Source organism: Cupriavidus sp. 01L46 (genome assembly GCF_056399905.1).
Map to the genome: position 1 here is coordinate 1 of NZ_JBFTSF010000271.1, position 13447 is coordinate 13447.

Genomic DNA, 13447 nt, shown 5'->3' on the forward strand with positions numbered 1-13447 from the left:
AGCACCATCGCTTCATCACTCGCACTGGTGTCCGCGGTTACGAAGCTGTTGATTGTCACAGTCAATCTCCAGTGCACTCATCGGTGCGCGGGGTCTGGGCAGGCCCACTCACGCCAATTTGGCATGACCCCCGCAAAACCTTGCATTACAGCACATTGCCGGGATCCTGAGTAGTTATACCATGGGGTTAGTTCGGCGTGGATCTTGGAACCAGCCCCAGCCGGCCAGTATGCAGGTTGCGCCACATCAAAGTCACACACAGCCCTATGTTTCCCCACGCCGCAAGGGCCGGCGAAGCTATTCCCGTTTGCTGTGGCACGGCCTGGCGGCGTCGCGATGAAACCAAGGCTGAGCACGACTAATACGAATCGACAATGGCCGCGGCCGACAGCGCCGACTATTCTTGCGTCAGGTCGCAATCCGGATAAAAACGCCAGTCGCGGCCCTTATGCCTAGCCGCCCCGACGCGGCTCTGTCGCGGCGGCCGGTGCCGCGGCAGCCCATACTCTCGCCCCCAACAGGAGCACGCAATGTCCAATCCCAAKCTTGAAGTCCTCACCCCGCAGAACAGCCAGCTGATCTTCATCGACCATCAACCGCAGATGGCTTTCGGCGTCCAGTCGATGGACCGCCAGGCGATGAAGAACAACGTCGTTGGCCTGGCCAAGGCGGCAAAGATCTTCAATATCCCGACGACGATCACCACCGTCGAGAGCGAGTCGTTCTCGGGCTTCACCTATCCGGAACTGCTCGACGTGTTCCCGGACCAGAAGACGCTGGAGCGCACCTMGATGAACTCKTGGGACGACCAGAAGGTGCGCGATGCGCTCAAGGCCAACGGCCGCAACAAGGTGGTCGTGGCCGGCCTGTGGACTGAGGTCTGCAATACCACCTTCGCRCTGTGCGCCATGCTCGAAGGCAACTACGAGATCTACATGGTCGCCGACGCTTCGGGCGGCACCAGCAAGGAAGCCCACGACTACGCCATGCAACGCATGGTGCAGGCCGGCGTGGTGCCGGTGACCTGGCAGCAGGTGCTGCTCGAATGGCAACGCGACTGGGCCCACCACGACACCTATGACGCCGTCATGAAGCTGGTGAAGGAACACTCGGGCGCCTATGGCATGGGTGTCGACTACGCCTACACCATGGTGCACAAGGCTGCTCCCMGGACCGAAACAAAGCATGAGTCCATCGCTCCGGTTCCGGCTCGCCGCTAAACCGAAGCTTCTACTGGACCACGGGACGYGGATTGTCGTTCGGTGAAGCAGAGATTGGCCTACGCCGGCAGGAAGCACAGAGCATCTCAACGGCGAGCCGATTGCAGTTCTCAAAGTTGGTGACGGTGTCGGGTATGTCCTTGCCGACACCGTTCCTGCGCTCCAGACTCATATGACACTTTCTTGGCGGGTTCGCGCTTGCTACTTGGCAAGTGCCCTACTTTCTTCGCCCGTTGTTCCGCTGCAAGCGGTCACCTTGGACCAGGGCGTGGGCCCTCAATACGACACCGCCCATGTGTATGTGGCGCCCGCGGATGTCGAGAGGTTTTCTGATAGCTTTATCGCGACATTCGGCGGCCATAAATCCGGAACTACCGTGCTGCAGGTAACCCCGACACCAAGCATGGCGACGTCCCAAATCGTCCATACCCCGGTCGGAACCGTCTCGGTCTTCGGCTTCAAGACACCTATTCCTTATCCGTTTGGACAAGAGCGACACGGGTACCTTGTCAAAGATCTTGATACCGCCATTTCACTCGCGCGACACCATGGCGCAGGGGTCAGTGTGGCTGCGTTCCCCGATCCGATCGGCAAAGATGCCGTGATCGAGTGGCCGGGCGGGGTAAGCATGCAACTCTACTGGCATACACAGGCACCGAACTACGAACAACTCGAGACCGTGCCGGAGAGCCGAGTTTACATCTCGCCGGATCGAGCAAACGCGTTCGTAAGAAGCTACATCGCGTYCACAAACGGAGACGTTGTGGCGGACGAATGCAATGCCCCTGGAGTGGAAATCGGACAGGGTACTAAGAGCTACCGTCGCATCCGCATGGAATCGAAGTTCGGCAAAACGACCGTACTAGTCACTGATGGCCATCTCCCGTTTCCCTTTGGCCACGAGTCGACAGGCTACGAGATCAGGAATCTATCCGCGACTTTGTCGCGCGCTCGCGCATCCGGTGCCGTCGTGTTGGTCGGCCCGTTTTCAACGGAGCAGCGGGAGGCCGCCGTCGTCGAGTTTCCGGGAGGCTATATCGCAGAAGTCCATGCGCTTCGACGCTGAAACCACCACCTGGTGCCGGCTGTGTTAGCTCATGCTTGCCACTGGTTGGAGGGCTAGCAAGTGCATAAGACGGAGCGGGTGGCGCGATACAACGTGTTTAAAGTTTCGGTTGACATGCATAAAGTAACTTCAACAAGGGCTGCAGAACACCTGGCTGCTTCCACAAGCCGACTGGGACCTATTGCTTACGCAGCGGTAGTTCTGGCGGTTTTGGCAACGGCAGGCATAGCCCACGCAGAAGACGCGAAGATTGTTTGCGGCGCAGACCGTCCAATCCCATTGTTCAACCGCTGGCAAGAGGATTGGTCGGTGCTGGCGGACCCGTGCGTGCCGCGGCAGCCTCTTGACGATCTAAAGTATGTCCCGCTTGGTGGGGATCCCCATTCCTACCTTTCGCTGGGCGCAAATCTTCGCGAACGGTTTGAGTACAACAACGCTCCATTGTTCGGCATTGGTACGAGCAGGGCTGATAGTTATCTGTTGCAGCGTGCGGACGTGAGCGCAGACGTCAGGCTGGGACGGCATCTGCAATTTTTTGCCCAGCTCGCAGATGCGCGTGTGTTTGGAAAGGACTCTGTGTCCGCAGTGGACAGKAATCCCGTTGATGTACAGCAGGCTTTTGTCGCGTGGGTTTCCCCACTGGGCCCCGGCACGTTCAAGTTTCGTGTAGGCCGCCAAGAAATGGCGTTCGATTTGCAGCGGTTCATCTCAGTGCGGGACGGCCCAAACGTGCGGCAGGCCTACGATGCGGTATGGGTCGACTACGAGTTGGATAAATGGCGCTTCCTTGGCTATCTGACGCAGCCCGTGCAGAACCGCAAGGCAAGCGTGTTCGATGATGTCTCCAACAGGCACTTGACCTTTAGCGGTGTACGGTTCGATCGGAAGGATGTCGGCCCGGGCGATTTGTCTGGCTACTATTCGGCGTATAACAAGACCGGTGCAAGTTACATCGACGCATCGGGCGGCGAACACCGCAATGTGTACGACCTTCGGTACTCGGGCAAGCGGGGGGCGGTCGACTGGGATGTCGAGGGGATGTATCAATCCGGCCGCGTCGGTACGAAATCCATATCAGCGTGGGCTTTGGGATCCGTGTTCGGCTACACCCTTGCTTCTCCATGGTCCCCTCGCATCGGCATCCAGTTGGACATGGCCTCTGGGGATCGGCATTCGAAGGATGGGTCGACGGGAACGTTCAATCCGTTGTTTCCCAACGGCTACTACTTCACGTTGGCCGGATACACAGGATACTCCAACGTTATCCATCTGAAGCCGTCCATCACGTTAAAGCCGAAAGCCGACCTAACGCTGCTGGGAGCCGTAGGCCTTCAGTGGCGTCACTCTACGGCTGATGCTGTCTATCAACAGCCGAGCACTCCCGTACCGGGCACGGCCGGACAAGGAGGGCATTGGACCGGTGCTTACCTGCAATTGCGCGCGGATTGGGCCATGACCAAAACGCTGACAAGCGCTGTTGAAGCCGTCCACTATCAGGCCGGCAATGCGCTGCGAAGTGCAGGCGGTCGAAACTCCGATTATGTCGGCMTCGAGTTGAAGTATGGCTGGTAGTGTCGAACGTTTGTCATTGAGTGCATGGCGGGAAATACCCCGTGACAATACGGTACCAAAGTCTAAAGGGCTGGCCGTCGATTTCTTCGACGGCGGCTTTCGCATCCTTTTTTCCACGGGCGCCGTCATACCAATGTCGTCCCCGATTTACCTTCATTAAGGAGAGACGAGCATGTCCAAACTCAAGTTGCTTGAACCCGCCGATTGCGCATTGATCCTGGTTGACGAACAGGCAGGCCTGGCATTTGCCGCCGGCTCGCAAGACCCGCAGATCCTGCGCAGCAATGGGCTCGCGCTCGCGAAGACCGCTGTAGCGTTCGACGTGCCCGTCGTCGCCTCAACATCCGCTACGAAGGTGTATAGCGGCCCACTAATGCCTGCATTCCGTGAGGTATTGCCGAATGTCGCGCCGATTGAACGTCGCAACATGAATCTCTGGGAGGACGATGCCGMCCGAGAGGCAGTGAAAGTCACCGGTAAGCAAACGCTGGTCATCGCAGGAATGCTGACTGAAGCCTGTGTGAGCTTTCCAGTGCTGTCTGCGCTGGCGGAAGGCTACCAAGTTGTTGTTGTCGCGGATGCTTGCGGCGGTCTAACGCCGACCAGCCACGAACTGGCCCTGCGCCGTATGGCGTCGGCTGGCGCCGTCATGACATCGTGGCTGCAACTGCTGTTGGAATTCCAAAGGGACTGGACGCGCCATGATACGTACGAAAAAGCTAGGGCAATTGTTGTCGAGCACGGGGGCGGCTATGGCACCGGCCTGGCATATGCGCGGGATATGATCAAGCCAGCATAAGTTGMTCCACAATGCCAGGCAGAGGTTCACGTTGTCGGGAGGCTGAAAGCGGCTGGCCCGTACGTCTCGGGGTGTATTCGCTTTTGCCTGGCCGGTCAGCCGCTTTGTAAGTTGTCACTTGTGCTGTTGTGAATCGGTGGTGATCGGGGCCAGCACAAATCCTGCAGCGACCGCTGTGGAGTTCGTCCCGGTCACGGGCCACGCAGCCAATGCTCGACCGTCTCCACACATGCCTATATTTGGCTGGAGCGAGCCACACACTGGCGGACGGTCAGGATGACCAAAAATCTTGCACCGCATGTCGCCGTCAAGCTGCACGCACGTCTCGCCTGCGGCCTTCCCGAAAGGCATCCCAGGAATCGGACTGGACATAGATGGAGCAATACAGCTTGCACACCGGTCAGCGCATGGAAAGCGCAGCCGTACAGGGGGATCGTCGCTAGCCATCCTCCGGCGGCTGACACCGGCGCCGCGCTTCGGAGGCCGTGCCCTGGTCAGCCGCTGGCTTCGGCATACAGAGCGGAATGACGAAGGCGAACACGCACCCGTGCGGCAGGCGGGGCGCGGCGTACAGGCGGCCATTGTGGGCCTCGACGATGGAGCGGCAGATGGCCAGCCCCATGCCCATGCCGTTGATCTTGGTGGTGTAGAACGGTTCGAAGGCGTGCTTGATGGCGTCGTTGCTCATGCCAGTGCCGGTGTCCTCCACACTGACCTGCAGGTAGACGCCTTCGACGATGTCGGTGGCGACACGCAGCATGCGCAGGCGGTCGGTGACCTCGCTCATCGCCTCCACGGCATTGAYCACRAGGTTCAGCAGCACCTGCTGGATCTGGACGCCATCGCCGAAAACCTGTGACGACGGAGCATCCATGGCCAGCTGCAGCGACACTTGGCGCCGCTCGATTTCGCTGCGCGCGATGGCCAGGATGTGCCGGATCGCCTCGTGCATGTCGATCGCCGCCAGCACCGGCGCGGCATTGCGCGTCAGCGCCTGCAGGCTGCGGATCATGTCCCCGGCGCGCTGGCCTTCGCTGGCGATGGCAACCAGGCCCTCGCGGGCGTTGCCGATCTCGGGCGCGGCGCGGTCGAGCCAGCGCAGGCTGGCGCCGGCATTGGAGACGATCGACATCAGCGGCTGGTTGATCTCGTGCGCGATGGAGGCGGTGAGCTGGCCTACCGTGGTCGCGCGGGCCACCCGTGCCAAGTCGGCCTGAGCATTGCGCAGCGCGTCCTCGGCCTGCCGGCGCATGGTGACGTCGGTCACGGTCCCGACGTAGTCCAGCGCATCGCCGTCGACGGACAGCGGCTTGCCGATCGAAGCGAGATACCGAATCTCGCCATCGCTCCTGACGATGCGGTATTCCACGCGGATCGGGCGTTCTTCCGCCACGTGCAGATCGACCATCTCCAGCACCACCGCGCGGTCGTCCGGATGGATACGCGCAGCGAAATCCTCCAGCAGGAACACGGACTGCGCCGCATCGAACTCAAAGATGCGGCACAGCTCCTCCGAGCAGGTGAACACGTTCTGGCGCAGGTCCCAGCGCCAACTGCCGGTGTGGCTCATGCGTTCGCCCATTACCAGCGACGCCTCGCTCGCGCGCATTGCCCGTTCCACGCGTTCGCGCCGTGCATTCTCCGCGAGCAAAGCGTCATAGAGACGGGCGGTCTCGAGCGAGATGGCGGCTTGCGCGGCGAGCAGTTCCAGCACCCTGGTGTGTGCCACGGTGAAGCTGTCGCGGATCAGCCGGTTTTCCAGATAAAGCACGCCGATCAGCTCGTTGCGCTTGAGCATCGGGATGCACATTGCCGAACCGTGCGCCTGCTGGTGGAAATAGCTGTCGATGGCAAAGGGGTTGGGGCCGCTCGCATCGTCGACGATGATCCGCTGTCCGGTGCGGACTACGGTGTTCAGCATGGAGATGGGCAGGTCATCGKCCCCGGGCGCGTCCTGCGCCAGCTCGACGAGGATGCCGCTGGACGTGGTGTGGGCGCGCGCCTCGATGATCGGCGTCCTGCCGTGTAGCCTGATCAGCAGGCCGCGCTGGGCGGCGGCATGTTCCAGCGCAATGGTCATGAGGGTGTCCACCAGCTTGTCCAGGTGGATCTCCTCGGTCAGCGCGCGGGCGGAGCGGATCACGCTCTCCACGTCACGGATTTGCGGGCTGCCCGCCAGCGCATAAGCCTTCTGCGGGCTACTGTCCGCCAGGCCCGCGTGCATTGATTCCAGCTGCGCCACCTTGCCGGTGGCGCCCCAGCGCCGGTATGCGTCGCGCGCTGCCCTGGCATGCGCCTGCGCGGCGGTCTGGAAGCTGCTGCCGGCGCACAGGCGGGCCGCCAGTTCGTGGGCGAGGGCGGAGTACTGGATGAAGCCCTGCTCGTCGGCACGCCAAATCGCCTTCTCGAACAGCGACAGCGCGGCCAGGGTGTCTCCGTCCAGCCGGGCGATCTCGGCCTGGACCAGCAGCGACTTGTCGGCGAACGTCGCGGGATTGGCGGCGGCCCATCCGTCGATCTTCTGGCTGTGTGCCATCAGACGTTCGCGCTGCGCCGTGCATTGCAGCGCGCCGGGGCGCGCGGTGGCCGCGAGCGTCAGGGCGCTGTACAGATGGAAGTCCAGCAGGTGAATGTGGCCGGGCGCCGACCATGCCAATGCCGCGGCGCGCTGCTGGCAGGCTGCGGCGGCGTCATAGTTGCCCGCCATGTAGCGGGTCGTGGCCAAGTAGATCCAGTGCCAGAAATCCAGCGTCGACATCCGCTCCCGCGACGTCCGGCTGGGCCCGAGATCGTCCAGCAAGGCCGGCGCCGCAGGCCGCAAGGGAAAGTGGGGCTGGCGCAGTCCGTCGACGAAATGCTGCTGTAGCAGCAGGATTTCCTCGACATCCTGAAAKCCGGCGCGGCGCACGAAGTCGAGGCCGCGCTGCACTTCGGCCAAGACTTCGTCCAGGGTATCTCCGCGCGTGAGCAGATTGGCCACCTGATGACAGCACTCGAAGCAGGCTGTGGTGATATCGCCGTTGGCGACGCCCGCGGAAAAGCCCGCGCGGGCGCAGTCGATCGAGAACGACAGTGGATGGGTCCACACGCTCAGCTGGTCCAGAGGCAGCAGCGTCTTGGCCTCGTAGGCCAGGTAGCTGTGGCGGGAGACCAGCTCGCGGGCCAGATGTCCATAGCGGAACCCTTCCTGGTAGTCCTCGAAACGGTGCCCCACCAGCACGCCGAACCAGCTGAGCGCGGCGGTGGACGCACCGGTCATGCCATGCTCCAGCGTCAGCCGCAGCATCTCGCACAGGTGAAGGAAGAATAGGTGCTCGTCGGTGAAGCTGGCCGGGGCCGACAGCGCGGCCAGCAGCGCCATGGCTGCCTCGATGTCGGGGTTGGACATCGGCGGCAGATCGAGCAGCGCTTCCAGCGCGCTGCCTGCCAGTCGGGCGCGGATGTCGAGATAGGCGGTGTCGCAGGCCGAGGCTGGCGGATGCGCCGCCAGCCGGATGCCGAAGGCTTGCAGGCCGGCCACCGCGGTTTCCACCGCTAGCGCGTTCTCGGAGCGGCGCGTGTGGATCTCGGTCTTGAGCTGGTGGATGGCGGCACGCTGCGGCGCCGTGGCGGGCATCGCCAGAAGGCGTAGCGCCAGATCCAGCGCGCGTGCTAGGTTGCCGAGCAGGAATTCGCATTCCGCCTGTTCCTGCATCAGCGCGAACATCAGCGGCGCAGGGACTTCGCTGCCGGATGCTGCCGCCGCGCGCAGGAACGAAAGCCCGCTGTCCAGGTAAGTCACGGCGGAGGCATAGGCGATGGCGCGCTTGGCGCGGCGCGCGGCCTGCAGGCTCAGCCGCGCGACGTCGATGGCCTCGCCGGCGTCGGCCACCAGCTCGGCCGCCTGCGCGAACAGTTCGGTGGCGTGGAACAGGGGCTCGTCGCGGTCGTCCGCCTGCGCGGCCCTGGCGAGCAGGCGGCCGGCGCTCAGGTAGATACGCTTGCGCTCGGCCGGCGACAGCAAGCCGTGGGCGGCCTCCTGCACACGGTCATGGAAGAAGGCGTAGCGCTGCTCTTCCTGGTGCACCGCGTCGATGGCGTGCGCCGGGGCCAGCACCGCGTGCAGCGCGCGCCCGTCGATGCCGTAGATCGCGCACAGCAGGGCGATGTCGGAGTGCCGGCCCAGGCACGCCATGCCGCCCAGCAGTGTGCGCGTGCGCGCGGGCAGGCGCTCGAGCCGCCGTAGCACCATGCCGGCGACGTTGTCGGTATAGTCGCGCCGGCGGATGCCTTCGAGGTCGAAGTGCCAGTTGGCATCGTCGGGGCGGCGCACGATCAGACGGTCGTCCACCATGGTCTTGAGGAACTGGCCGACGAAGAAGGGGTTGCCCAGCGTCTTGGCGTGGATCAGCGCGGCCAGCCCCTGCAGGTCGCGTCGCCGCGCGCGCAGGGTGTCGGCCACCAGGGTGGTTATGGCGTTGACGTCGAGCTCGGCCAGCGCCACCTCGTACACCCGGGCGGCCTTGCGGCGCAGCCTGGCGTGCGTCGGTTCCGGTGTGCCCGGCGGCACCTGCAGGCCTAGTTCCGCGGTGGCTTCGCGGGAGCTTGCGACCAGCAGCAGGGGCAGAGGCGAGGGGTTGGCCAGCAGGTGTTCGAGCAGGCTCAGCGAAGGGGCGTCCAGCCATTGCAGATCGTCGACCAGCAACACCAGCGGGCGATCGTAGCGGGCGAAGGCGTTCACCAGGTTGTGCATCGCCATGTGGAAATGTTCTTGTGCCTCGGGGCCTGTCGAGGTGGCCACCGGCGGCAGCTTGCCGGCCAGCAGCTCCAGTGCCGGGATCATGTTGACGGCCAGTTGCCCATATGGGCCCAGTGCCTGCGACACCTGTTGCTGCCAGTCGCGAACGGCGGCGTCGGGCTGCCCCAGTATCTCCAGCACCAATCCCTGGAACGCCTCCGCCAGTGCGGTGTACGGCACTTCACGCCGGAACTGGTCGCCCTTGCCTGCCGCGCAACAGGCTGGGCGCTGCCGCAAGCCCTGCAGGAAGGTTTCCAGCAACGCCGACTTGCCGATGCCCGAAGTGCCGGTGACCACGGCAAGCGCGTGGTTGCCGCTCATGGCCACGTAGTCGAAGGCGTTTTGCAGCATCGCCAGCTCCGCCTCGCGGGCATACAGGCGGCCGGGCAGCTCCAGCTCCGCGGGCTGGTCGTGCGTACCCAGCTCGAACGGGTCGATGCGGCCCAGCGTATCCCAAAGTGTGCGGCATCGCCTCAGGTCCGCTTCGAGCCCCGCGGCCGACTGGTAGCGGCGCGCGGGGCGCTTGGCCAGCAGCTTGAGAATCAAGAGCGACAGCGCCTCGGGCACGGCGGCAGCCTGCACATGGGGCGGGACCGGCTCGCTGGCGATGTGGCAATGCGCCCACTCGCTGAGATCGCCGGGGACCCGTGCCACGAAGGGCAGGTGGCCGGTGGCGAGCTTGTACAGCGTCACGCCCAGCGAGTAGAGATCGCTGCGTGCGTCCCGGACGTGGCGTGTCCTGCCGGTGTGCTCGGGCGACATATAGGCGGGCGCCTCGCCGGCCAGGTGGAGGTGCGGGGGCAGCGTGTCCGCGATCTCGCATTGTTGTCGTGTCGCCAGGCCGAACCCGCCAATACGGCAGTGCCCGGTATCATCGACGAACAGGTTGGACGGCATGATCGCCTGATGGACCAGCCCGGTTTCGTGCAGGCTGCGCAGCGCGCTGGCGGCGCCTACGGCGATGGACAGCAGCCGCGCCACCGGTTGCGGCCCGGGCGGCAGCAGCGACAGCGGCGTGGCGTCCAGGTCGTCATAGACCAGCGCCACGCCGGCGTGGCGGCGCACGCTGGTGTGCGGCTTGAGGGCCCAGGCGCCATCGAGCAGGTCGCGCAGTGCAAATTCGTGGTTGAGCTGGCGCTCCGCCTCGCCCCCCACCTCAGTATCCGCGGTGGCTGCGTGCGCCAGCAGGATGGTCCGCGCAACATGCTGGTGGCGGCCGCGCGAGAGCGCTAGGATCCCGTCCTGCTTGACGGGAGTGAAGAGGTAGTCCGACAGTGTCACAACGGACCGCTCGCTGCCGGGCTGCGCGTCGGAGCGGGCGGGAAAGTCGCCAGCGCTCATCTCGCCATGCCCCGGGCGAGACAAGGCGGGCGAGGCAGGCAGCGATGTGCGCCGCTGCTATGGAGAAGGCACGCTTGCCCGGTGACGGATGTCGGCACGGACAGGATCATTCGATGATGGGGCGCTAGGCAATTGAAGGTTGGACCGCTTCGATGCTCTATCATAGACAGTGCCCGCGCGGGGCGCCATCGTCCGGTGGTATGGGTAGACGGAAGGTGACGGTGTTCGCACAATGGGCTCATCAACCGGTGGTATCGCCGCCGGCCACGCCTGCGGGTGCTTCTGGCCGTCGGCCTCATGGCGGGCCAGGGCCCCTGGAACTTAGCGACCCCACCCATGACCGAATCCCAGGCTGGCGCCACCGGCCATGGCGCGCAATACCACCAGCCACGGGAAGCTTGGCGCCAGCGACTGGCTGAAATTGGCCGCCGCGCAGGCTAGCAGCGCGACCGAGATCACACGCAGCTTGCCGTGCGCTCGGCCAGTGGCCCGTAGATCATCTGAAAGGCGGCATACGCCAGCGTGAAGCTGGTCACCGCCAGCCCGGTCTTGCCCGCGGATATGCCGAAGTCGCGCGACAACGCCGGCAGCAGCGTGTCGGCCGCGCGGATCGAGGCGGCGGCAAAGAAGCCGGCCAGCCCCAGGGCCAACCGTTCGTGGCGCGTGCCGTGCGCTCGGGTCAACGCGCTGTCGGGCAGCGTCAGCGCCTTTGGTGCGGGGTCTTGGCACTGCCGTGCGCGAGAGCACTCTCGATGCATTGGATGATCTCGGGGTCCATGAACGGCTTGCTCAGAAAGCAGATGGCGCCGATTGCCTCTGCGCGTTGCCGGTAACTCTCCTCGGGGAACGCCGTCATGAAGACGACGGGGATGGACAGCCCACGCATGCGCAGGGCCTCGCATAGCGCGAAGCCGTTCATCTCGGGCATCTGCACGTCGGTGACCAGGCACGAGACGGCATCGAGGGCACGGGATTGCAGCAGGTCGTTCCCGCTTGCGTAGAGCTCGACAACCATGTCGAAGGAGCGAAGCAGGTTTCCCAGGGCTTGTCGGACAGAAGCATTGTCGTCGACGATGGCGATCACCGGGGCAACTGGCACACGGGGCTCCTTGGTTGTCATGAGCGATGACGAAGCTCGCAAGAGACTCCCATCGATTGCGTCGAGGATAACGCGCCAGCGCATTCCATGGAATCATACCGTGGTATCGCTCCGATCCCGCCCGCGCGCTGGCCGCCGCGGCTAATACCAAGGTATTAGATGGCCGCCCCTGCCGACGCCTTCTTGCGCGCCGGACTGACCGGGTCCGCGCGATATATTCCCATGCGCGGTCTTGCCTGCGCCAGCGCGCTCCCTGTTTCGATGATGCCCTCCAAGGATTCGATGAATCCGTATTGCCACTACCAGGTCGAGTATCTGCTGGACGGTGACATCGCTTTGCTGCGAGGAACCGCCTCCGGCTGTTCGACCTCAGCAAGGTATGGCCGCACTCGGATTACCCGTTGATCGAGGTGTCGGGCCGGCCCCGGTCGCCTGGTCGGGCTCAGTGCGATTTGGTGGCATCGTCCGCCGTTCTTGGCACTTCATTGCGAGCTATCGTCGCGGTAGCAAGCCCAGGTGCACCAGTGATCTTGGGTACGCACTCCGCGTGGAACCAGGCAGCGGTGACTGGCTCGCCCGCCAGCATCCGCTTGATCAGCGGCACCACCAGGAGTACCGAGACCCCAAGACTGGCAAAACGTGGTCGGGGCGTGGGTGGCGCCGGTGTGGATCGGAAAGAATCCGAATCGGTTCCTCATCGCCGAGKAATGAGGAGGGCGTAAGGAGAATTGCAAGCTTTGGGCAGGTAGCGGTAAGCAAGGGCACTCGCTGTCAAAGCTCCTGCCTTGGCTGCCCAACCGCGAAGCGGTTCAAAACGTGAAGCGGCAGAGATCCTTCATCAGGTTATTCCTGCACCAATCTCTAAGCAAAGATGGATGCTCTGGATCCTTCTTGAGGGATGAAAGGGACAGCCGAAGGCCCCCCGATGTGCTTGTATCGGCGGGCCTTCCGTCACCCTAGCTGGATGATTCCGACAGTCATTCGAACGCGCTATCTTCGCCCGCGTGCCGGTCGTCTCAACTCTTCCCCACAGAGACCGGTATCCCCTCGCCGCTGCTGTATCTAGCCGACCAACGAGGCGGTCACCACCGAAGCCTTTCAGACGGAAAGGGCAGCCCTAGCGCCGGGCGGCTTGTGCTCAGCCGACGTGTGACATGAGTGTATAGGGTAGCGGAGGCGTTATGGACTAGACTAATTTGCAATGAACATCTCAATCCATATGTGTTTTTCGTATAACGGACTCACACTGTGAGTGGTCGGTTTGGCTCAAGTCGCCGGGAGTATGTCAACGAGCGCCGGCGCGACAAGAACCTGGCCGAGGTGGCGGGGGAAGTGCGCGACGCGGTGACGGGGGCAATCATGGCTGATGCACTGGTCACCGCCGCGCAACTGCGCCCCTGCTGATTGAGCGCAGCGACGAGCGTGGCGAKCTGCGGCGTGTGCATTGACCATAGGCACGAGGCGCCGATCTGCGGGGGAGCGACTGAAGTCGCTTGTTGGTCCCAATCGCATCGCTCGACCTGCCCGGCGTAAGGAGCGAGTCAATGCCGCTATGGACCCCTATGCAGGGAGA

Annotated in this window: 9 protein-coding genes; 5 read left to right on the forward strand and 4 right to left on the reverse strand. The window is 63.6% G+C overall.

All coding sequences use genetic code 11. The features are described 5' to 3' along the window. Positions 1-530 precede the first annotated feature (530 nt). The 4 genes from AC1DS3_RS31010 to AC1DS3_RS31025 all read left to right on the forward strand — a co-directional run bounded on the left by AC1DS3_RS31010 (position 531) and on the right by AC1DS3_RS31025 (position 4657). On the forward strand, positions 531-1220 hold the full coding sequence (locus AC1DS3_RS31010; RefSeq protein ID WP_477128637.1) for a hydrolase: 690 nt from the start codon (positions 531-533) through the stop codon (positions 1218-1220). Between the two features lie 172 nt (positions 1221-1392). After that, positions 1393-2286, forward strand: a complete 894-nt coding sequence (locus tag AC1DS3_RS31015; protein WP_477128638.1) for a glyoxalase — start codon at positions 1393-1395, stop codon at positions 2284-2286. A 114-nt stretch (positions 2287-2400) separates the two neighbouring features. Beyond that, positions 2401-3858 carry an alginate export family protein gene (locus AC1DS3_RS31020; RefSeq protein ID WP_477128642.1) on the forward strand — a complete coding sequence of 486 codons (1458 nt, stop codon included), beginning with the start codon at positions 2401-2403 and terminating at the stop codon, positions 3856-3858. A gap of 172 nt (positions 3859-4030) precedes the next feature. Then, entirely contained in the window at positions 4031-4657 is a 627-nt protein-coding gene (locus tag AC1DS3_RS31025) for a hydrolase (protein WP_477128639.1), read from the forward strand. A 114-nt stretch (positions 4658-4771) separates the two neighbouring features. Here the strand turns inward: AC1DS3_RS31025 and AC1DS3_RS31030 are convergent, their stop codons facing one another. The 4 genes from AC1DS3_RS31030 to AC1DS3_RS31045 form a co-directional block, all read right to left on the reverse strand. Next, a complete protein-coding gene (locus tag AC1DS3_RS31030; protein WP_477128640.1) occupies positions 4772-5104 on the reverse strand; it encodes a YkgJ family cysteine cluster protein in 333 nt (110 codons plus the stop codon). Beyond that, complete coding sequence (locus AC1DS3_RS31035) at positions 5097-10775, reverse strand: trifunctional serine/threonine-protein kinase/ATP-binding protein/sensor histidine kinase (protein ID WP_477128641.1); 5679 nt, start codon at positions 10773-10775, stop codon at positions 5097-5099. The genes AC1DS3_RS31030 and AC1DS3_RS31035 overlap by 8 nt, the downstream gene beginning before the upstream one ends. 455 nt (positions 10776-11230) lie before the next feature. Next, on the reverse strand, positions 11231-11458 hold the full coding sequence (locus AC1DS3_RS31040) for an MFS transporter (RefSeq protein ID WP_441640667.1): 228 nt from the start codon (positions 11456-11458) through the stop codon (positions 11231-11233). A 17-nt stretch (positions 11459-11475) separates the two neighbouring features. Next, complete coding sequence (locus AC1DS3_RS31045) at positions 11476-11874, reverse strand: response regulator transcription factor (protein ID WP_441640666.1); 399 nt, start codon at positions 11872-11874, stop codon at positions 11476-11478. A gap of 1248 nt (positions 11875-13122) precedes the next feature. On the opposite strand from AC1DS3_RS31045, the gene AC1DS3_RS31050 reads away from it, so the two are divergent. After that, positions 13123-13278 carry a hypothetical protein gene (locus AC1DS3_RS31050; protein WP_441640665.1) on the forward strand — a complete coding sequence of 52 codons (156 nt, stop codon included), beginning with the start codon at positions 13123-13125 and terminating at the stop codon, positions 13276-13278. Positions 13279-13447: the final 169 nt, after the last annotated feature.

Bases quoted from the DNA above. Each gene is read 5' to 3' on its own strand.
- AC1DS3_RS31030 (WP_477128640.1), bottom strand. From the start codon at position 5,104: ATGGCTAGCGACGATCCCCCTGTACGGCTGCGCTTTCCATGCGCTGAC.